This window comes from uncultured Amphritea sp., from assembly GCF_937127095.1.
In the GTDB taxonomy this organism is placed as follows: Bacteria; Pseudomonadota; Gammaproteobacteria; order Pseudomonadales; family Balneatricaceae; genus Amphritea.
Genome location: NZ_CAKZLP010000024.1, coordinates 129,652 through 151,548 on the forward strand (window position 1 = coordinate 129,652; position 21,897 = coordinate 151,548).

The 21,897-nt window shown below is 50.0% G+C and carries 18 protein-coding genes; 7 read left to right on the forward strand and 11 right to left on the reverse strand.

Annotated features, from left to right (window positions below; genetic code table 11):
• Position 1: 1 nt before the first annotated feature.
• Complete coding sequence (gene waaA / locus Q0499_RS06520) at positions 2-1,303, reverse strand: lipid IV(A) 3-deoxy-D-manno-octulosonic acid transferase (protein ID WP_299197444.1); 1,302 nt, start codon at positions 1,301-1,303, stop codon at positions 2-4.
• A gap of 66 nt (positions 1,304-1,369) precedes the next feature.
• Here waaA and Q0499_RS06525 point away from each other — a divergent pair, with 66 nt between their 5' ends.
• Positions 1,370-2,554 carry an FAD-dependent oxidoreductase gene (locus Q0499_RS06525; RefSeq protein ID WP_299197446.1) on the forward strand — a complete coding sequence of 395 codons (1,185 nt, stop codon included), beginning with the start codon at positions 1,370-1,372 and terminating at the stop codon, positions 2,552-2,554.
• Positions 2,533-3,360 carry an aldo/keto reductase gene (locus Q0499_RS06530; protein WP_299197448.1) on the forward strand — a complete coding sequence of 276 codons (828 nt, stop codon included), beginning with the start codon at positions 2,533-2,535 and terminating at the stop codon, positions 3,358-3,360. The genes Q0499_RS06525 and Q0499_RS06530 overlap by 22 nt, the downstream gene beginning before the upstream one ends.
• An 8-nt stretch (positions 3,361-3,368) precedes the next feature.
• Here Q0499_RS06530 and hldE read toward each other — a convergent pair whose 3' ends face one another.
• Both hldE and msbA read right to left on the reverse strand, forming a co-directional pair.
• Positions 3,369-4,793, reverse strand: a complete 1,425-nt coding sequence (hldE, locus tag Q0499_RS06535) for a bifunctional D-glycero-beta-D-manno-heptose-7-phosphate kinase/D-glycero-beta-D-manno-heptose 1-phosphate adenylyltransferase HldE (protein WP_299197450.1) — start codon at positions 4,791-4,793, stop codon at positions 3,369-3,371.
• Positions 4,790-6,577 carry a lipid A export permease/ATP-binding protein MsbA gene (gene msbA / locus Q0499_RS06540; protein WP_299197452.1) on the reverse strand — a complete coding sequence of 596 codons (1,788 nt, stop codon included), beginning with the start codon at positions 6,575-6,577 and terminating at the stop codon, positions 4,790-4,792. The genes hldE and msbA overlap by 4 nt, the downstream gene beginning before the upstream one ends.
• A 144-nt stretch (positions 6,578-6,721) precedes the next feature.
• On the opposite strand from msbA, the gene Q0499_RS06545 reads away from it, so the two are divergent.
• Complete coding sequence (locus Q0499_RS06545) at positions 6,722-7,651, forward strand: lipid A biosynthesis acyltransferase (protein ID WP_299197455.1); 930 nt, start codon at positions 6,722-6,724, stop codon at positions 7,649-7,651.
• On the opposite strand, the gene Q0499_RS06550 is transcribed toward Q0499_RS06545, so the two are convergent.
• The 7 genes from Q0499_RS06550 to rfaC form a co-directional block, all read right to left on the reverse strand.
• Positions 7,648-8,661 (reverse strand): glycosyltransferase family 2 protein, encoded by a 1,014-nt coding sequence (locus tag Q0499_RS06550; RefSeq protein WP_299197457.1) that lies wholly within the window; start codon positions 8,659-8,661, stop codon positions 7,648-7,650. The two genes, Q0499_RS06545 and Q0499_RS06550, sit on opposite strands and share 4 nt — an antisense overlap.
• Positions 8,662-8,670: 9 nt before the next feature.
• On the reverse strand, positions 8,671-9,537 hold the full coding sequence (locus tag Q0499_RS06555) for an alpha-1,2-fucosyltransferase (RefSeq protein ID WP_299197459.1): 867 nt from the start codon (positions 9,535-9,537) through the stop codon (positions 8,671-8,673).
• A gap of 1 nt (position 9,538) precedes the next feature.
• Entirely contained in the window at positions 9,539-10,783 is a 1,245-nt protein-coding gene (locus Q0499_RS06560) for an O-antigen ligase family protein (protein WP_299197461.1), read from the reverse strand.
• Positions 10,784-10,796: 13 nt separating this feature from the next.
• Positions 10,797-11,477, reverse strand: a complete 681-nt coding sequence (locus tag Q0499_RS06565; protein WP_299197463.1) for a putative nucleotide-diphospho-sugar transferase — start codon at positions 11,475-11,477, stop codon at positions 10,797-10,799.
• Between the two features lie 94 nt (positions 11,478-11,571).
• Positions 11,572-12,717 (reverse strand): hypothetical protein, encoded by a 1,146-nt coding sequence (locus tag Q0499_RS06570; RefSeq protein WP_299197465.1) that lies wholly within the window; start codon positions 12,715-12,717, stop codon positions 11,572-11,574.
• 82 nt (positions 12,718-12,799) lie between these two features.
• A complete protein-coding gene (locus tag Q0499_RS06575) occupies positions 12,800-13,834 on the reverse strand; it encodes a polysialyltransferase family glycosyltransferase (protein ID WP_299197468.1) in 1,035 nt (344 codons plus the stop codon).
• Positions 13,835-13,836: 2 nt separating this feature from the next.
• Positions 13,837-14,838, reverse strand: coding sequence for a lipopolysaccharide heptosyltransferase RfaC (gene rfaC, locus Q0499_RS06580; protein WP_299197469.1), 1,002 nt, complete (start codon positions 14,836-14,838; stop codon positions 13,837-13,839).
• A 280-nt stretch (positions 14,839-15,118) separates the two neighbouring features.
• On the opposite strand from rfaC, the gene Q0499_RS06585 reads away from it, so the two are divergent.
• Both Q0499_RS06585 and Q0499_RS06590 read left to right on the forward strand, forming a co-directional pair.
• Positions 15,119-16,114 (forward strand): branched-chain amino acid aminotransferase, encoded by a 996-nt coding sequence (locus tag Q0499_RS06585; RefSeq protein ID WP_299197471.1) that lies wholly within the window; start codon positions 15,119-15,121, stop codon positions 16,112-16,114.
• Between the two features lie 119 nt (positions 16,115-16,233).
• On the forward strand, positions 16,234-17,991 hold the full coding sequence (locus tag Q0499_RS06590; protein WP_299197473.1) for an ATP-binding protein: 1,758 nt from the start codon (positions 16,234-16,236) through the stop codon (positions 17,989-17,991).
• On the opposite strand, the gene Q0499_RS06595 is transcribed toward Q0499_RS06590, so the two are convergent.
• Positions 17,912-18,523 (reverse strand): arylesterase, encoded by a 612-nt coding sequence (locus Q0499_RS06595; RefSeq protein ID WP_299197476.1) that lies wholly within the window; start codon positions 18,521-18,523, stop codon positions 17,912-17,914. The two genes, Q0499_RS06590 and Q0499_RS06595, sit on opposite strands and share 80 nt — an antisense overlap.
• Here Q0499_RS06595 and Q0499_RS06600 point away from each other — a divergent pair.
• Positions 18,522-19,208 carry an ABC transporter ATP-binding protein gene (locus Q0499_RS06600; RefSeq protein WP_299197479.1) on the forward strand — a complete coding sequence of 229 codons (687 nt, stop codon included), beginning with the start codon at positions 18,522-18,524 and terminating at the stop codon, positions 19,206-19,208. The two genes, Q0499_RS06595 and Q0499_RS06600, sit on opposite strands and share 2 nt — an antisense overlap.
• A gap of 1 nt (position 19,209) precedes the next feature.
• Positions 19,210-21,672: an FtsX-like permease family protein gene (locus Q0499_RS06605; RefSeq protein WP_299197482.1), complete on the forward strand. Its 2,463-nt coding sequence runs from the start codon at positions 19,210-19,212 to the stop codon at positions 21,670-21,672.
• Positions 21,673-21,897 lie beyond the last annotated feature (225 nt).

Consider the following 21,897-nt stretch of genomic DNA (forward strand, 5'->3'; position numbering starts at 1 on the left):
ATTACTCAAGACCGGCCAGCTGCTTCACCAGTGCCAACTGCTGATTCAGCGCACCACGGTTAGACTCGATACAGGTTCGCCCGCGGATACCCATCGCCCGGGCGTGCTCGGGATGATCCAGCAGCTCGGCGATCACCTGTTGCAACTCTTCAGCGCCAGCGACCACCTGCAACGCCAGCTCCTGCTCCATGGTGCTAACAATCTGATGAAAGTTATACACATACGGCCCCATCAACACCGGCTTACCTAACACGGCGGGCTCCAGTGGGTTATGCCCGCCACGTTCGATCAGACTGCCGCCAACAAAGGCAATATCCGCAGCGCTGTAAAGTGTCATCAGTTCCCCCATAGTATCCCCCAGATAGACTTCACAATCCGCCGCTGGCAGGGGTGACAGACTACGTCGGCAGGTACGAAAACCCGCTTTGACACTCTGATCATAGATCGTAGAGAAGCGCTCCGGATGACGGGGTACCAGAATCAACAACAGCTTGTGATAGCGGGACTTCAGATTGCGATACACCTCAAGCAACTGCAACTCTTCGTTATCGTGGGTGCTGGCACCGATAATCACCGGACGCTCAATACCCCAGGCAACACGCAGCTTAGCAGCCTCTGTGGCAACCCCCTCGGGCGCGGCAATATCAAACTTGATGCTGCCGGTCACCTGCAGTGTATCCAGCGCAAGTCCCAACGAAATAAAACGCTCACCATCCTCCCGGTTTTGCACGGCGATACGGGTAACTTCGCTCAACATCGGCCGGGTCAGCCAGCGAAATCGCTGATAACCGGCGGCCGAACGGGCCGACAGGCGAGCGTTGGTCACCAGCACAGGCACCCCGCGTTTCGCACAGCTGTGGATAAGATTAGGCCAGAGCTCAGTTTCGACGATCACGCAGCTGCGCGGCCGGATACGCCGGTGAAAGCGGGCCAGTGCACAGGGAAGATCATAGGAACAATAGGCATGCCCGACCCGATCACCAAAGTGGGTCTGCACCCGGGCACTGCCGGTAGGAGTCATACTGGTGATAAACACGGGGATCTGCGGATGTTCCGCCAGCAGTTTTTCCACCAGCGGAATGATAGCCATGGTTTCACCAAAGGAAACCGCATGAATCCAGATCGGTCGCTCACCACTTAACCGGCGCACAAAACCAAAGCGCTCGCCCCAGCGAAGCAGATATTCAGGGCTCTGACGTCCGCGCATCCAGAGCTTCAGCAATATCAGCGGTGTCAGACAGTAAAACAGCAGCGAATAGAGCAATCGGGCCATGGGGATAAACGAATTCCATTCAGAAAACATCAGTTTACCATTATCAGCCTGCGATACCGAAGGTATAATAAGCGCAGTTAACCGGCAGGGTGATTCATGCAAACGATAAAGACAGATCTGGTTATTCTTGGAGGCGGTATCGCAGGTCTGTGGCTGCTTAACCGGGCGCTACAACAGGGGTATGACGCCTTACTGCTGGAAACCGGCGATCTCGGCGGTGCGCAATCAGTGCGTTCCCAAGGGATCATCCACGGCGGCACCAAGTATGCGCTGAACGGTGTCCTGACGCAGGCGTCCAGCAGTATTGCGGATATGCCATCGCGCTGGCGTGCCTGTCTTGACGGCACCGGTGAGCTGGACCTGAGCAGCGCAAAGATTCTCTCTGATGCCCACTATATGTGGTCTAAAGCGTCGCTAGGGTCAAAAATGACCAGTTTTTTCGCCAGCAAAGCACTGAAAGGACGGGTTGAAAGTGTCACTGCAGAGCAGCGCCCGAAAGCGTTCAATCATCCACACTTTCGCGGCAATCTTTATAAGCTGAATGAGATTGTGCTGGATGTTCCAACGGTGATTGACGCACTGGCCACCCCCCATCTGCAGCGAATCTGCAAAGTCGACGCCGGTGATATTCAGTTTGTCATCGAAAACGGGCACGTCGCGGCAGTGCAACTCCCTCAGATACGCATCGTAGCGCAGCGCTACATCACCACCGCCGGAGAAGGCTCAGAAGCGCTGTTGCAACAGCTGAATATTCAACAGCCGCAGATGCAGCGCAGACCCCTGCATATGGTGATGGTTCGTCACCGTTCAGACCTGCCAACCTTTGCCCACTGCATCAGCAGCGGCAGTAAGCCAGTGGTCACTATCACCACACACCCTGCCAGCAATGGCGAACATGTCTGGTACTTAGGGGGCGACCTGGCCGAAACAGGCGTCAATCTGAGTTCGGAGCAACAGATCAGCAAAGCTGAAAAGCTGATCGCTGAGCTACTCCCCTGGGTCGAACTGGAAGATGCCCGCTGGGCCAGCTTTCATATTAACCGCGCTGAACCAAAACAATCATCGCTCACCCGCCCGGACTCAGCCTTTGCTCAGGCGGCGGGAAACTGCATTATCAGCTGGCCGACGAAACTGGCGTTGGCACCCGACCTCGCCGATCAGATTCTCGCCCTGCTGAGTGAACAAAATATCACCCCGATGAACATCGCTGATGCGGACCTGACCGCTAATCTGCCCCGTCCGGCAATTGCGGAACCGGTATGGGAGACGATGTTTTGCTAACGCTCAGGCCTATTGCTGGCACGGACCTGATGGTTAGTCCGATAGGGCTTGGCACCGTTAAGCTCGGGCGGGATAAAGGGGTAAAATATCCTGATAGTTTCACTATTCCGGATGATAAGCAGGCAGCCCAGTTGCTCGATCTCAGCCGGGATCTGGGTATCAATCTGCTGGATACCGCGCCTGCTTACGGTAATAGCGAAGCACGACTGGGGCCGCTACTGCACAATCAGCGCAATCACTGGCTGATCTGCAGCAAGGTCGGGGAAGAGTTTGATAGCCAGACAGGGCAATCACATTTTAACTTTACCCCGGAACATGTCCGCATGAGCGTCGAACGCAGTCTGAAACGGCTGAAAACCGATGTTATCGATATTCTGCTGGTGCATTCTGACGGTAATGATCTCGAGGTTATCAATCACTATGGCATTCTGGAGCAGTTGGAACAGCTAAAAGCTGAAGGCAAAATTCGCGCCGGGGGGATGTCGACTAAGACAGTCGAAGGCGGTATCGAAACCCTGAAACGCTCCGACATTGCTATGGTCACCTACAACCTGAGTTATCAGGACGAACTGGCGGTGCTTGATTATGCACTGGCACACCACAAAGGCATTTTGATCAAGAAAGCACTGGCTTCGGGACATATCGCCCAGGGTGTCGATACCGATCCGGTCCGCGCCAGTTTCGATCTGGTACTTGGCCATCACGGGGTCAGCAGTGCCATTATTGGCACTATCAATCCAGACCATCTGCGCGCCAATGTTAAAGCGGTGATAGCAAGCCTGAACCAAAGCCAGTCGAAGCGTTAATTTAAAACTCAGTTACCCTGTATTTTCTCAACGATCGCCGTAGTAGAGCAGTTATCGAGGAAGGATAACACTTTCACTTCGCCACCATAACTTTTGACAAACTCCCCGCCAACCACCTGATCAAGACCGTAATCGCCCCCCTTTACCAGCACCTCGGGACGAATCTGTTCCAATAATCGCTCGGGGGTATCTTCAGCAAAGCTAACCACCCAGTCGACCGCTTCTAACCCGGCCAGCACGGTTTTACGCCGCTCAACCGGATTGATGGGGCGGCCTTCGCCTTTGAGACGACGGACTGAGTCATCATCATTGATCGCCAGCACCAGCCGGTCACCCTGCGCCCGGGCTTGCTCCAGATAGCCCACATGGCCGGCATGCAAAATATCAAAACAACCATTGGTGAAGACGATCTTCTCACCGGCAGCACGGGCATCCTCCAGTGCAATCAGCAGCTGCTCATCGCTAACAACGCCTCGCTCTGATCCTTGCGCCCGGTTAACGGCCCGGCGCAGTTCCGGTCCGCTGATGGCTGCGGTGCCCAGTTTACCCACCACGATACCCGCAGCGATATTAGCAAGGCCGGTGGCGATCTCCAGCGACTCACCCGCCGCCAGCGCCGTCGCCAGGGTAGAGATTACGGTATCTCCTGCACCAGTAACATCAAACACTTCCCGGGCATGGGCAGGGAAATGCACTTCATTCTGACCCGGCTTTATCAGGGTCATTCCCTGCTCGCTGCGGGTTACCAACAGCGCATCAAGCCCAAGCTGGGTAACAAGTAACTGGGCTTTTTCAACCAGTTCCTGTTCCGAGTGACAACGGCCAACGACCGCCTCAAACTCACCCATATTTGGCGTCAGCAGGGTGGCGCCGCGATAGCGCTCGAAATCAGTGCCTTTCGGATCAACTAAAACCGGCACTCCCACTTTACGGGCTGCGCTGATCAGCACCTGAGGGTCACTCAGTGTCCCCTTATCATAATCAGATAAAACCAGAGCACTGACATTTCCCAGAAGCGACTCAACCTGTTGCTGTAAAGCGGAACTGTGTTCAGGGCTGAAGCGCTCTTCAAAATCCAGTCGGATCAGTTGCTGATGACGGCTAATCACCCGCAGCTTGGTGATGGTCGGCTCACCGCTGCTAATACAGAACTGACAGTTCACCCGCGCGGACAGCAACTGTTGCTGCAACGCTTGCCCGGCTTCATCCTGCCCCACTATACCCACCAGAGAGACTCCCCCACCCAGTGCGGTAATATTCAGCGCAACGTTCGCAGCGCCCCCCGGACGGTCCTCCATCTGATCGACCTTGACCACCGGCACCGGCGCTTCGGGAGAGATTCTGGACGTCGGGCCATGCCAGTAGCGATCCAGCATCAGGTCACCAACGACTAACACCTGCGCTTTATCTAATCGGGGCATTACCAGCTTCATAGGTTCTGTTCCTCATCGGAGGTTTTTTCTGTATCGATCACTGCAGCCGCTTCTGAAAACTGCAAACTGTGGAGGTTGGCATACACGCCCCCCAGTTGCAGTAACTGGGCATGGCTGCCCTGTTCAATAATTTTGCCCGCATCCATCACCAGAATCCGATCAGCATTTTCGATGGTCGATAGCCGATGGGCGATAACCAAAGTGGTTCGCCCCTGCATCACATTTTCCAACGCATCCTGAATATGTCGCTCAGACTCGGTATCCAGCGCTGAGGTTGCCTCATCGAGAATCAGAATGGGGGCATCTTTAAGAATCGCCCGGGCGATCGCAATCCGCTGTCGCTGGCCGCCGGATAGCAACACGCCGTTTTCACCCACCAGAGTATCCAACCCATCCGGCAGGTGTTGCACAAACTCAGTAACATGCGCAGCTTCAGCCGCTGTTTCTATCTTCTCCCGGGAACAACCGGCCATCCCACCGTAAGCGATGTTTTCTGCGATGGTACCGTTGAACAGGATCACCTGCTGATTCACCAAAGCGATCTGGCTACGCAGATTAGCGAGTTTATATTCGTTTATATTGTGGCCGTCGAGGAGGATCTCCCCCTGCTGCACATCATAGAAACGGGGTAACAAACCGGCCAGTGTGGATTTACCACTGCCGGACTTACCCACCAGCGCAATGGTTTCACCTGGCTTAATCTCAAGGCTGATATTATTCAGTACCGGTTTCGAATCAGCGTCATAGCTGAAACTCATTTCGTTAAACGTAAGCGCGCCCTTAACACGCTCTGCTTCAAATGAGCCACTGTCCTTTTCCGGCGCAGTATCCACCACCTCAAAAACACTTTCAGATGCAGCAAGACCCGATTGAATCATGCTGCTGATCTCAGTCAGCGAGCGCACTGGCTTCGCCATCAGCGCTGCTGCAGAGATAAAAGCGATAAACTGCCCGGTAGTCATCTCCCTGATCAGATCCGGTTCCATCGCCAGATAGGTCATCAGGGCAATCACTCCGGCCACCATCATCTGCACGAAGGGCGTCGTCACCGACTGAGTCACCACCATCTTCATCACCTGACGACGGTTTTGCTGGCTTACCTTGATAAAACGCTCAGTCTCGATGTCAGTAGCGCCAAAAATCCGCACCACCTGATAGCCCTTAATCGCTTCAGATGCGGACGAAGTAATATCACCGACACTGCGCTGCACATTCCGGCTAATACCACGCATCCGGCGGGCAGCAATACCCACGGCGACGCCAACAACAGGGCCGACAACCAGAAACAGCAAGGTTAGCTTCCAGTTAAGAAAAAGCATATAGCCAAACAAACCAATAACCGTGAACCCCTCACGAATCGCCACTTTCAGCGCATTAGTTGCCGCCCCGGTAACCTGTTCAACGTTATAGGTCAGCTTTGCCAGTAACTCACCACTGGAGTGTTTATGGTAGTAAGAACTGGGAAGAAGCATCAGGTGCTTGAACAGATCGCCCCGCAAGTCGTGAATGACATAGCGCGCCACATAGGAAAGCCCATAGTTTCCCAGAAAGGTGCCGATGCCACGGATAAGAAAGATTCCCAGTATCGCCAAAGCCAGCAGCCCTCGTTTATCCAACTGGCCTGACCCAACAGCATCGACAAACGTCTCCAGCCACTTGGCCGAAGCCGTTTGCGAACCGGCATAAATTGCAAAACCGACAACACTGAGCAAAAAAGCTGACCAATACTGTCTGACATATTGCAACAGGCGCTTATAAACCTGCCAACTACTCTCTTTTTTCACTTATAAAAAGACTCTTTGCAATTTTGGATGCCCCGCAAGCACTGGCTGATTGGCTGAGAACAACGTTAAACGCCCCGGCGATATGCTAGTGTTACAGAGGTTTGAACATTATAATTGCCTGATTTTACAGCATCTGGATGAATTGTGGGGAACAAAGAAGCACGCTGGTCAGATTTTCTTGCACCGAAGTACTGGCTGATATGGATTAGCATCGGGCTCCTGCGCCTGCTTTGCGCCCTGCCATTTCACTGGGGACTCTGGATCGGTAAGCATCTGGGCCTGATACTTCATCGCCTGATGAAAAAGCGCAGGCATGTCACAACCGTCAATATCCAAGTCTGCTTTCCCGAACTCTCCCCTGAAGAGCAACAACAGCGGGTTAAAGAGGTTTTTGAGAACAACGGCATTGGTCTTATAGAAACCGGCTGGGCTTACTGGAAAGATGAAAATTTCTTCCGCAAAATAACAGAGCTTCGTAACTTCGACCTGCTTGACCGGGAACTGAAAAAAGGTAATGGCGTCATCCTGATGGGCTGGCACTTCTCCTGCTTGGATCTGGCGGGACTGCTTTTCTCGTTACATGGCAAGCCCTGCAGCACCCTATACAGAAAACATGATAACCCGATGCTTGAATGGTTTTTTACCAGCGGACGTAGCCGCTTCAGCCACCCTGTCGAGCGCCAGAAAACCCGGCAGATGCTCAGGGCGATGCGCAATAATCACTGTATCTGGTACGCGCCGGATCAGGATTTGGGGCGCAAGGGAACCCTGTTTGTGCCTTTTTTTGGTTATCCTGCCGTCACAACGGTTGCTACCACAAAAATGCACAGCCTGAATGACTCACCTCTAGTTAAACTGGACTGTTGGCGCAAACCCGACAACTCCGGTTACATTCTTGAATGCAGTGAAGTAAAGGGGTTTCCTTCAGGATCAGAGGAGCAGGATGCAGTACTTATTAACGAAGCGATTGAACAGGGCATTCGCAAAGCCCCGTCGCAATATATGTGGGTCCATAAGCGGTTTAAAACTGCGCCATTAGGCGAGAAGAATATCTATCAGTCCACTAAAACCTAAAACTTCAGGGACGCACGTTTACAACGCAGAAAATACCTAATCCGGTTTTTCAGGCTGATATCCATATACTGATACAACCATGAGCGCCGCAAAGCATCATAGGTGCTGTAACCCAGCGCTTTAACATTGGTTTTATAGACCTCATATAAAACATAAGCACTGGCTGCAACAATCTCTTTCTCACTAAACTGTTGCCCTGCCCGGTTTTGCTTTGCAAAGCGTTCAGCAGATTCAACAAAAGCACCGAACTCGGCTCTCCCTTTCAAATAACAGCTATCATTGAACAGTCCGTTAACGTTAACACCATGGTCGCGGAAACTTCTCTGGAACAGCCTGACTCTACTCCGGTGCATATCAACTCTCTTCTTAGAGGAGTTACTAGAATGTTTACGGTAGTAGAGCAATACATCTTCAATATTGGAGATTCGGGTAACCTGGCTCAATCTGTACCATAAATCCCAGTCCTCACACATCGACAAAGACTCATCAAAGTACAAGGCATGCTGCCTTATAATATCTGCACACAGCATCGCGGCTGGGCAGCAAATTACACACTGAAAAAGCAAACGGGCGGCAATATAATCAGGATCAGAAGGCAGCGTCTTCAGACTTCTTTTACCTGACAGCAGGTTCTCTTCAAACGTTTCATAGGCTGAACTGATCAGGCCATACTCCGAATTCACTTCAAGAAAATTAACCTGCGTCTCAATACGATGGGGAACACTAATATCGTCAGCATCCATAAAGGCGATATATTTACCTTTCGCGGCTCGTATGCCTGTATTCCGTGAGGCACTTACACCGCTATTTATTTGATTTCGTATAAGTTGAATATTATTGGCATCAATTCTCTCGATAAGAGCAACGCTGTTATCCGAAGAGCAATCATCAATAACAATAATTTCAATATTGGGATAAGTCTGTTCTGTAATAGATGCTATTGATTCACACAGATAATTTGCACCGTTAAAAACGGGAATAATAACCGAAACCAGTGGAAGATCAGCCACCTCGTACTCCTAAAGCCTGACCCAGCTATCGGGCACCAGGGATTTACTCAGCCGCTGCATATCAGGGTCAGCATACCACTGCTGCGGAGCTATGACCTCTTTGCGACTATTATCATTCAACCAGGCGCCCCACCAACTAAACGAGCTATTCGCCACAATATTATGATCGCATTGACTCATCAGATAGATATCTTCTCCAGCGAAGCGTTTCTGTTCAGAGGTAATATACTGTGCGCGATTGATTCTCAGATTCTCTTTAACCCAGTCAATATCATCAGAAAACACATAGAAATCGACTTCCGAATAGCGGTCTTGAAAATACTTTATCCCTGAAAAATAGTAATTTAGAGAGCAAACACCATGGGTATTGTAAGCCGACTGATCGCTGACATAATCGCCGCGGCGGATATGTACTGACACACTAACAGGAGAATCGTGTATGTCCGCATATACCCGCTGCGAGTAATCGGATAACTTATGTTTCAGAGACAGAGAGTCCTGTAGCTCCCCTCTGATATTCTCAAAGTATTTCTCACTCTGAAAATAACCCACAAGATAATGATTATCTTCAGGATCCAGCATCCTTTCATCAAACGAAAAATTTGATGCTTTAAGCACCCGTCTGCTTTTTTTACCCTGAAGCTTACGTACCATTTTTTCGAGAGGTCCCGACTTGGTCAGTTGTTCGATCTCGTCCTTTGTTGCAGTCTCAATCCGCTCACCATAATGCCCCAGGCTATACCCTCCATGCAGTGTATAGGTATCGAACTCAGATATATCCAACTTAACCTGATAGCCTTTTCCGACAAGCGATAAAGCATAAGCATATTGAAACAACTGATTACCCAAACCGCCGATTAATCTGACAATAACCACACTAACTCCTGGAAGACTGAGTAATACAACCCTGATCGCCCAATCGGCAAGCAAGGAATAAAGAAATCGTAATCATAAAAAAAGCATAGGAGACATTTGCGTTCAAAGGCGCTTCAAACATCGCAAATACCATATAGACAAACAATGTTATATAGATGCATCCTTTGGAAACAACATCTCTGCTCTTAGCCGCACTTAGAGGCACCAGAAACAACATTAGCAGTAAAGTCACCCCAGGGAGCCCCCTCGTCAGCCAGGCCTGAAGAACTTCATTATGAACATGCACATACCGCTTTGTTGAGATAGCGAGCGTACCACTCTCAATCCGATCTGGGAAAATTTTGCCCAGTCTCCAGGTTCCTTTGCCTAACACAGGACCATCCTGAATACCCGCTATTGCCGCACGGTACATCTGAACTCTCTGGCCGGTAGAACTGACAGTTGACGGTGCCTCCGCCTGCTCTCCCGTATAAATACCTACACTATTAATCATCGCTTCAATACGGCTGAAAGGGTTCATAATCAAACCAAACAGGATCAGAGGCAAAAGCAATATAAGTATATCTTTAATACGACTTCTGTTACGGCGAACGTGAAAAAAAGATAAGCACAAAAACACACAGATCAGCGCCAGTATTGCACTCTTCGAACCGGAAGAAAAAACACCGCCAACAGCAGCGAGAAAACATGCCCGATAATACTGCTTTTTCATACCATCAGATTCAAGCAGACAAAAAAGCATAACCATTCCGGCCGCGCAGGTTATCAACAAAGCATACATATTAATCAGTGGCGTACCAACTGATATCCGCCCCCCACCCTGCATAAACCAGAAGATAATCCCCATGCCTCCGGAAAGCCCCGCGAAAACAGTGACCGCAACTTTAAGGCGAGTAATGGTTAACACATGGCTTTTCCGTGCTACCATAAATACCATAACGACTAAAAGCGATACTCTGAAAAACTCGACAAAAGTTTCAGAATCTATTTGCGATCGATGCAGAAAAAAAGCATATAAGAAACACATTGGATATAATAAAAGGGTGAATACCCAGACGATCTCATCTTTCCTGATTCCATCGGTCAGCACCCTGTGTCTACGTCCAAAAATAAATAACGAAACCAGGCCCGCAATAATCAACAATCCATTAGCGAATTCATTGAATGCAAGATAGATCGCCAGCGCGTATAACACACAATAAACAACAAATCGACCTGCAAGGCCTTCCTTGTAAGACGTAACCATTGCCAACTTCCCTTTATACGTCAAGAAAAACTTTATTTAGTTCGGCAACCCGCTGATGCCTTCTTTTTAAAAGTTCAGCTTTATGCACCTTCAGGCCCATAAACTTTTTTAATCGGTTCTTTAGTGTTTTCATATCGTTTCTGCAGTAGATCTCTCTGCTGGCTTGCAGATGTTCAATAACCGGGCGCTTTACATCCTCATACACCCGATCAAAAATATAGGTGAACGCAGCTGAGAGGCGATATACCTTTAGTTCATCTTCAAATTCCTGAACCGCCTGCTGTAAAGCCTGCTGATCATTTAACAAAGGATTATTCTCACCTACTTCCTTCCAGGCACGAACCAGAGAGAGAACCTTTTCACTGTAAGCGAAGTAAACGGTACCTGATAACAACTCCTCTTCACCGGTTTTCTTTCGCAGATAATTAACCGCGATATCGCAGTCTTTATCTGCAAAATATTGGTCCAGATTTTCATGAACAAACGCATCCACATCTAGGTAGAGAACCGGCTCCTGAAACTGTTCCAGTTGCTCCAGAACTATCTTTGGCTTTAAATCAGTAGCACTTTTCCAGTCTGAGGGAGGAATCGCCTTAAAGCTGTAACGATGTCCTGCACGGATCAGCGATTTTTCAAGCAATTCAAAACAACTTTCATACACTGAATCAGTCGTATAGTAGCCAATAATAATCATTAAAAATCTCTCTCGCTGAAGCACTAAACCCCTGAATACGGGCCATCTAAATTTTTTTTAACAACCCATAACTCTGACTCGTAACACCGACGACTCAAATATATTCATCACCAAAAACTTTCACGGCCAAAGTATCCAGCTGATACTTATCCAGATCTAATGACCCTACCTTTTCCCTGTCATTTTCTTTCCAGCTAGTTGTGATCGGTGTGTAGTGTACGAAATATGCTTTCTCTATAGGGAAAACATCCGATTTTACATGCTTCGACTTCTTCTTCGACATAAGATTACCGATAGAGCGCAACCAAGATTCAACTTTATGAAGATAAAAATATTTGTTTTGAAAAAACTTAACGGCATGGACTCGAAGATATGCAGCATCGCCCTTAACAATATATTTATATGCGCAGTTTCTCGACTTTTTTTCACGATAGATAAAGTGTTTAAACGAGTAATCAGAAGGTGTAGATGCTAAAAGCGAAGAGCCCTGGTAACTATTTATACGAGTATAATATCGACTCAACACTTCCTTTTTAACATCCTGATCTCTGCAAAAAAGAAGCTCATCTATATCAAAATTTAAAATAGTACAGTGATCGCCATACTTATATTTAAAATGATTCAATGCACCTATCTGACAAAATGAATTATCATGTTGATAGTATGGGCCATAAGGAAAACCCCAGGGGATCAGGGTCGCCTTGCCACGCAGAGCTTCGCTCAGCTCAGCATAATTATCACTATTGTTATCATATATAAACACATGATCAACGTTATACTCTCTGCGATAGAAGTCGATCCAATCCTCTATCCATCTAATACTATTATTTTTTTGCAGAGTAACTAAAGCAAGGCCTTCCGCTTTATTGTCTCTAAACTCCAGTTCAATCTTATAATCACCCTGAGGCACGGATAGCTCACAAACAACATTTGAGCTTATCATCGCATCCAGCTTTAATTTATAAACATTGAACTTTCTATCCTTCAGCGCTAAAGAAAAAGCCTTTCGCTCCCCGTCAACCACCAAAAACATAGGCCATAGTTTAGAAGACAGGTTTACCGGTGGCGGCGTTATTACCACAACCGTTTGATTATCCTGTTGCAAGAAAACATCATATATCAAAGTGCGATCATCATACTCGCCCAGCTCGCCTGAGTTGTACTTATCCTGAGCATCCTTAGACAACGCCTTTTTGAAGCTTCGTTTGACTGAGGGATCAGTTAAAATTGTATTCAACATACTTTTTTCTCGTAAACTTCAAAAACAAACCGTTCAGCTCTACCCTGGCTTTTATGTTTATAGCGTCTAAACACATCATCTATTATCTAATCGATATTCCAAGATCACTAAACAGTTGCTCGAACTTGCTGTTTTCGGTCCCATTGCGATACGAGATCGCTTTAATTTCAGGCCTTAACCAACGGGTTAGCAGCAACGTAGAGGAGACATCTCCAATCACGGTAACCTCAGGTTTAAGCAGCGGCAAAATCGCCTCATAACTGACCGAAGAAGGCAGCAGAGCAACACTCATCTGCTGCAGCCCCAGCGCATCTTCGCAGCTATTCCGAGGATGATATTTAACCGCAACCGTCCCCTTGAACTCAGAAATAAGCGCCAGTATCTTCTCTTTATAGCCACTATTTTTTTCAAACAGAGACTCGTGAGGCAACGTTATTAATACATCAAGCTCGCGGACCTGCGCTTCAGTCACGCCATTTACCTTAAGCATCATCTGCGACAGCTGCTTAAGCGAATCTGATTGAAAGCTGGCCGCGGAAAGACAGTGTATAACTTTGGATTTCAGGCGCGAATCGATCAGCTCAGGAAACGCCACATGCACCTCTTTAATCCAGGCGGACGCCCCAACGGTCAACGGGTTTTTCCACCATACGCCGTAAAACAATTTTTTCAGCAGGTTGTCTACCACCACATCACCAATACCACTGGAAGCCTTCCTCCCAACATAGGTGAAAGTGCCCTCATCCATATAGTGTCCGATAGTCGTCTTGCCCTTTAAGCCCGCAATATGCATAGCATATTGAAACTCTATACGACGATCATTGCCGACAAAAATATGCTCCGGCTGAAGTCGCTCAATTAACTCTTTTATCCCCCGAAAAAGCTGACGTCTCTTTTTCAGTTTGCTGAGGCCCCCTTTCAGGCGACCATAAAACAGCTGTTGCTCAGCAAAGGGGGACAACTCCCACTGCTGCACCAGTTCAAATATCTGCGGGACACGGCCTTCCGGCTGGTCGATAAAGACTAAAACTGCTTTCTCATTTTTTCGCTCTCCGGCAATCGCCGTAGCGGTGAACAGATGCAGCAGTGTCGAGACGAAATAAACAGAACAGTGCATGTTTAATCCTCAGCCGTTAAACACTGGGACGTCAGCGTTTGCCAGACAATCTCCGGCGTCAGATTAACAAAAACAGTCGGTGCGACATCGCGACCGCTGTCTATCTGCGTTTTCGCCTCTAAGCAGACCTGACCTTTGCCATAACCACCTACAAGGCCCGGATCAGTGGAGCCAAACAGGATAACATTGGGTCGATCCAGCGCTGCAGCCATATGCGATAAGCCCGTATCAACAGACACGCAACCTGCCGCACCGGCCAGCACCGTCGTCACCTCGGCCAGATTGAGTTTAGGCAACACCTCAACTGCACTATGTCCCTTTGCCAGTCTCTCTGCGCGCGCCTGCTCTTCAGGGTTGCCCCAGGGAAGCTTAATCTTCCAGCCCGCAGCAATCGCTTTATCGATCAGCTCCAGCCAATACTCTTCCGGCCAGTGTTTATCAAAACGGGTGGTACTGTGAAGAAAGACCAGGTAATCAGACGCAGAGGTCTGATCAGAAATGAAGTGTTTGCGAATAGCGAAGTCGCCGCGCCCCTGGAGTTCATAACCCAACGCCTGAGCAAACAACTGACGGGTGCGTTCTACCGCATGCTGATTTTTACTAACGTTGAAACTGCGCTGATAAAAACGGGCAGCCAGGGGCTCACGTGCAGAGGCTTTATCATAGCCGCAACGGATGCCACGACTATAGCGGGTCACCAGCAGCGCACTTTTCAACAGACCCTGAGCATCAATCACCAGGTCATACTCAGTCTCAGCCAGCATCGAACGATAGCGTTTCCACTCGCCACCCGTAAAAGTCTTCCATAGATTTTTACGCCAGCGCCGAATCGCCACCGGAATCACTTTATCAACGGCAAAGTGCCAGCCTGGAATCTCAGCAAAGGCCTCTTCAACAACCCAGTCAAAACGAATTCCCGGGATAGCATTTACCGCATCGGTAAGCGCCGGTAGTGTGTGGATAACATCCCCCATGGATGAGGTTTTCACAATCAGAACTTTCAAGGGGATTCCTGTCTGTTTGGGAGGCGGTTAAGTATGGCCGCAGTATACCATTTCTCATTCACACTTCACCCACCCGGGAGACCTCTATGTTTTCTCAAAGATTAACCCGTAGATGAATACTCTGCTTTCAGGTTAATTTTCTCATCTTTATCCCTTTTTATTATTCTGTAGCCGATTCCCTTTTTATTCATTGCTGATTACAATCATTGGCCTGAAAAAATCTCTGAATCACGCTGCGTGCAACAGATCAATCAACTTAATTATCTTTTCGAGGTAACCAATGGCAGCTTTTGGAACTGTGTTTATGCCGGAAATGGCAATCTCCTGGTTTGACGGCAGCAGCTGGAGCGCAGCTGAAGTCGTCAGCAGCGAGAGCCTGCAGCTGCACCCGGGAGCACATGTATTGCACTATTCCAGCACCTGTTTTGAGGGCCTCAAGGCGTTCCGTCATCAGGATGGCTCAATCAATATCTTCCGCATGGATCGCAATATCGACCGTTTCACCCAAAGCAGCGAGCTGCTGGCGCTGCCAGCCATAGAAAAAGCCGCGACGGGCAAAATGATTATTGATATTGTCCGCCGCTTTAAAGATGAAGTACCTGAGCCACCGGGGTCGATGTATATCCGTCCGACACACATTGGTACTGAACCCGCCATTGGTAAAGCAGCAACGCCATCTGTGACGTCTTGCCAGTATATTCTGCTGTCGCCTGTGGGTGATTATTTTGCCGGAGGTGATACCACTCTCCGCCTGTTGCTGGAAGAGAACGGTGCCCGTTGTGCAGCCCACATGGGAATGATCAAAAGTGGTGGTAACTACGCCAGTGCCCTGCGCCCGATTATGAAGGCCAAACAGGAACAGCGTGCCGACCAGGTTCTGTTCTGCCCCGGTGGCGATGTGCAGGAAACCGGTGCAGCCAACTTCCTGCTGATCGATGGCAATGAAGTTATTACTAAAGCCCTGGATGAAAGCTTTCTGCACGGTGTGACCCGCGACTCAATTCTGACCATCGCCCGAGATCTGGGAATGGATGTTCAGGAACGCCAGCTCACCATCGATGAATTACTGGAACGCGCAGCAAAACCTGGTTGTGAAGCGGCTCTGTCGGGTACTGCAGCAGTACTGACCCCGGTAGGCACGCTGATTCATAACGACAAAGAATACCCGGTAGGTAACGGCGGTATCGGCGCCACCACGTTGAAACTGCGTCAGGCACTGAACGATATTCAATGGGGTAAAGCCGAAGATAAACACGGCTGGCTGACCCGCATCTGACGCTTGCCTTTGTATAAAAAAAAGCGCTTATGCGCTTTTTTTTTTGCTCCGGGAATAAATAGTTTACACTAAGCCGATGATATGGATTTCATAACCTGATCACGGATACTACGACTCCGATGCAAAGAAGCTATTTTCCTTTTATTACCGCAGGCTGGCTGATACTGACCCTGAGCATGGCAGGTTTGAGTCTGTATGCCGATTACAGCCGACTGAAGAAAAGCCTCAGTAACGATGCCCATTTTGTTTACTCATCGGTGTATGAAAAAGCCTACATTAATGAGGTTTTACTACAGAGTTTTACGGTGCTGGTATCATCAACACCAAACGATCAGGAATCAATACGCAGCTTTGCTAACGAGATGCGTAAGCGTTACCCGCATATTGAAAGACTGCAGATACAGCAGCAAAAGAAACCCCTGAGTCCCAGTTATGGTATCGCTGAAAATTACAACGTTGACCCGACCAAAGACGACTTTAAGGCGATATTTCCCGTTACCTTTATTGAGCCACTTAATCCGGATACACGCTACCTGCTAAACACAGATCTTTTATCTGATCCGGTATTTACTGAAACTATACGTTTCGCCAGAAAGTATCATCAACCGGTCACATCGCCGCCCTTCCTGCTGGACAACAACAAAACCGGCTACGGTCTGTTTCTGGCGTTCTTCGAGCGCAATACAGCGCCCTCGCACAACAATCTTTTTATCGCCTCACTCGTAATTAACACTGCGGGCATGCTGCCCAATACAAGCTTCCTGTCTGAACATGCCAGCATCAGTCTGATGGATGAGAAGGGTGAAATTCTTGATCAACACCAATCAGACGCGAGAATCAAGCTTCCCGGATGGCTACCTCAACTGGAGGAGACTCGCACCGTTAACCGTTTTGGCCAGTCATTTACGATAAAAATCGTGCACAACTTCGGACCGAAGAATATCAACCTGGGGATGCTGCTGATACTGCTGTCAGCATCGTTAGCGGTTTATTTCATGCTGATCGCGTATCTGCAACAGAAAGTGCAAGCCGCGGTAGAACAATCATCGATCTATGCCACGCTGAAAAATGAACGTCAGCAGCTTGAGACCCGAATACACACCCGCACCCGTGAACTGCGCGACCAACTGATAGAAAACCGCCGCCTGACTCACCAGGTACTGGCGGTACAAGAGCGGGAGCGACGCAACCTTTCCCGGGAGCTTCATGATGAACTCGGACAATCACTAACAGCAATCCGAACCGATGCGAAAATTCTTAAACGTATTCACCCGGAAGAGAGCAGTGTGGTTAACCAGACCGCCGAGTCCATCGATGCGATCGCGCAGAACATCTACGATGTGACGTACGGCATGATGCGAGCGTTACGACCTTCTGCGCTGGATGACCTGGGGCTTGTTGATGCGATTCAGGAGTGTATTGTCTCCAACCGTTTTGAAGAACACGGCATCACCCTGCATAGCGACTATCGCGGCCCCCTGAACGAGATGTCAGAAGATTACAACATCACCCTGTTTCGCCTGGCACAGGAAGCATTCAGCAATATCATCAAATATGCACAGGCCCACAATGTCTGGCTCGACATCCACAGAACCGCACAAGGGCAACGTAAAGAGATCAGCGGCGACCGGCTGGAAATAGTGATCAGCGATGACGGTTGCGGCTTTGACATTGAAAAGGACGCTTTCAGAAAAGGCTTTGGTCTGATCGGAATGCGAGAACGGGTAAGAGCGTTGGGCGGTTTTTTTCAGATCAGTAAAAATCATGACAAGGGCACCCGCATCATCGCGATTATCCCTATTCCACTTGAGGTTGTAACAGACCTCTCAGTGACAGCCACACCTGATCCAGAAGCGCCGGTTGAGCCTGTGCATTAGGATGTAACCCATCCGCCTGCATCAACTCCGGCTGCAGTACTACCGGAGCCATAAAGAACGGTGCCATCGGCACCTTTTGCTGCTCCGCAACCTTAGCAAACAGCTCAGTAAAACCCTCGCTATAGCGGGGGCCATAGTTAGGGGGAATACGCATTTCCATAAGTAGCACCTGAGCCCCGGCCGCCAGCGACTGGCTGACCAGCTGGTTGAGATTATTCTCAATCACCGGCAATGGAGCTCCCCGCAAACCGTCATTGGCCCCCAGTTCAAGCAACACCAGCTGCGGTTTATACTGATCCAATACCGCTGGCAGACGCGTAATACCACCATGAGTAGTCTCACCGCTGATACTGGCATTAACCACCTCATATTTGAGGTTGTTTTCATCCAGACGTTGTTCAAGCAGTGCAACCCAGCCCTGCTCCTTAGGAATGCCGTAAGCGGCAGAAAGGCTGTCACCCATCACCACAATGGAACCGCCCCATGCTAAGCTGGTCAACAGTAATAACCCGATACCCAATAGAGATGCCATGACGACTCCAGAACCCCTTGCTGTATTGATTGCAACCGCGCTGTCTAAGTCATTTCCAGACCAAAGCGGTGGATTAGATATTTTTAATGATATCAGCATCCACGCCAGAGCGGGTGAAAGTATTGCTATCATTGGCCCATCCGGTGCGGGTAAATCAACGCTGTTAAGTATTCTCGCAGGTCTGGACGAGCCGAGTAAGGGCACCGTTGAGTTGCTGGGCAAACCCCTTTCAGGACTGGATGAGCAATCCCGTGCCGAACTGCGAGCCAGGCATATCAGTTTTGTGTTTCAGTCGTTTCAGTTGTTACCCGAACTCACCGCACTGGATAATGTGCAGTTAGCGCTGGAGATACAGGGGCACCCCAACCCTGAAAAACAAGCGAGCTACTGGCTTGACCGTGTCGGCCTGAAGCAGCGTCATCATCACACCCCGGCCCGGCTTTCCGGCGGGGAACAACAACGGGTCGCCATCGCGCGGGCTTTTGCTACTGAGCCCAGCCTGCTATTTGCCGATGAACCCACCGGCAATCTGGATGAGAAAACCGGCCGGGAGATCGTAGACCAGCTGTTTGAACTGAACCAGCAGCTAAACACCACACTAATCCTGATAACCCATGATGCAGAACTGGCCCAACGCTGTCAGCGACGCCTCTACCTGCATGACGGAAAGTTGCAGGAGCAATAGGATGAAATCAACACAGCTTATACGCCTGGCCCTGAAACAGAGCCGATCCGACCTGTTGACCTTTGAATGGCGAGCACTACTGCTGGCACTGTTTCTCGCCACCTCCCTTTCGGGCTTTCTGACGCTGCTGGGGAATCAGCTGGAAAAAGGGCTCAGCCGACAAAGTGCAACGATGCTGGGGGCCGATCTTAGCCTTAGCGACAGCCAGCCCATTGACGAAGCACTCCACGAAGAGGCCTCCAAGCTTGGCTTGCTGTATACCAATGTCACCCAGTTTTCTACCATGGTCAGCACCGCTGAGCAGATGTTGCTCAGCTCGGTCAGAGCCGTCGAAGCCCCTTATCCTCTGCGTGGAGAGCTGATTACAGAGCCGCCGCAGCCGACACAGATTCCGGTAGCAGGAACCGCCTGGGCTGAACAACAACTCTTAGAACGCATGGGGATTGCCGTCGGGGAAACCATCACCCTGGGCTATTCGCAGTTTAAAATTACCGCTGCGGTGATCAGCTCCCCTGACCGGGGCACAGGCTTTCGCAGCTTCAGCCCGCAGTTACTGATTAACCGGGAAGATCTGGCCGCAACACGGGTGATCCAGCCCGGCAGCCGAATCGGTTATCGCACCCTGTTCAGCGGTACAGAGCAGCAGATCAAAGGTTTCCATGCTCAATTGCGGCAAAGTCTGACACCCCAGCAGCGCCTCTGGTCTGTCTATGCGGATCAGCCGATGGCATCAGGAGCGATGGAAAACGCGTCAGGCTTTTTACGCATGACCTCCCTATTTGGCATCTTACTCTGCGGCCTGCTGATCACCCTCAGCCTGAGACGCTATAGCAGCGCGCAGTATCGACGCAGTGCGCTGCTGCAATCGCTGGGCATGAGACCGCGACAAATACTCCACCTGTATCTACTGAAGCTGCTGTTGGGCTGGACGCTTGCCGCGCTGACCGGCATCATCGCAGGTTTGTTGCTGCTACAACTCACCGGATCGTTGCTACAGACGCTCTTACCGGCAGGCTTGCCCGCGCCGGATTACCGTTTAATCGCGACCGGCCCGCTGCTGAGTCTGGCGCTTTTGTTAGCGATCGGGTTCTCCCCATTACTGCAGATCAGCCGGATTCCGGTGATGGGACTGTTGCGTCGGGATCAGCTTAGCCATCAGGGACTAAGCTGGCCGGCACGGCTGATTATTCTGGCGCTCACGGGGACGGTGATCGCCCTCTATCTCGGATCGGCCATCAATGCGCTTGCGGCAATCCTGCTGAGTGTCGCCACCATACTGCTTGCAGGACTCTGTGCCAGTCTGTTGTTGCCCCCTGCCGGACGTTTGTTAGCCCGGCGCTTTCGCCTGGGACGACTGCTCAGCTATCGCATCCGCCAACAACGTCAGTGGCACCGGGTTCAACTGGGGATTATGTGCTTACTGCTGACACTGTTAAGCAGCCTGTTACTAAGCCAGACCGAACTGGTGAACCGCTGGCGGGCACAACTGCCGGTGAATACACCGAATCAGTTTGTTATCAATATTCAGCCGTGGGAACTCGAGCCACTGAATCAGTTCCTCAGTGATTCCGACATTGAAACCACACTTTACCCGATGATACGCGGCCGGGTTATGCTGATTAACGGGCAGCCTCCGGAGCGGGTTCTGGATCAGAATCAACTGGAAAACAACGCACTGAAACGAGAACTGAACCTTAGTTGGTTAGCCAATGCTCCAAAGCATAATGAGCTGGTTGCAGGGGTCTGGTGGCCGGCTGAAACACAGGAAAACCTGATCTCGATTGAACAGGACCTGGCAGAAGATCTGGGCTTAACGCTGGGCGATAAGATAGGTTTTGAAGTGGGCGGTGCAACGTTTGACGCCACTATCAGCAACATTCGCAAGGTGGAATGGCGCTCATTCCGCCCCAACTTCTATGTCATTCTGAGCCCCCCCGTTTTGCAGAACTATCCGCAAACCTATATCACCAGTTTCCGCTTAACCGATAAACAAGCTGGTTTGAGCCGCGAACTACTGAAGCAGTTCCCCTCGTTAACTCTGATCGATGTTAGCCAGTGGATTGATCAGGCCAGTCAGCTGATTGAACGTCTGATTCAGGCTTCAACACTGATTCTCGGGTTAACCCTGTTTGCCGGATTAGTATTGGTGCAATTATTGGTCTATCAGGAGCTGGAGCAGCGGCGCCGCGAGAATGCGCTGTTGCAAATATTGGGCAGCACACCGGCACAGACCCGCCAGCTCGACATCCTCGAGTTCGCGCTACTGGGGTTTGCCAGTGGCATAATGGCCGCGCTGCTGACCGAGATCATCACCGGGCTGGTCAGCTATCGGTTATTGGAGCTGCCGGTAATACTGCACCCCTGGATCTGGCTGATGCTGCCACTGACCGGGATGCTGCTGTTCACCCTTGCTGCGCTGATCAGCCACCGACCCAGTGGCTACCGGCAACTACAACAGAGTTGATATAAGCACGACTATACGCCCCGACTATAAACCCTACTATCAAGTCTGGAGTTCATGAGTGCGGATATAAAGATTCTTCGCGTGTTATGGGAAGAATTGATATCTTCCCGGTTTAAGTCTGGCTGGTGCGCTCTCCAGCTATGTAAAATCTCTGCAAAGCAATCTATTGTAGGCGGGAAAAGCCCGAGCTACTGACGTTGCAGTGACGCTGAGAAGTATAAGGAG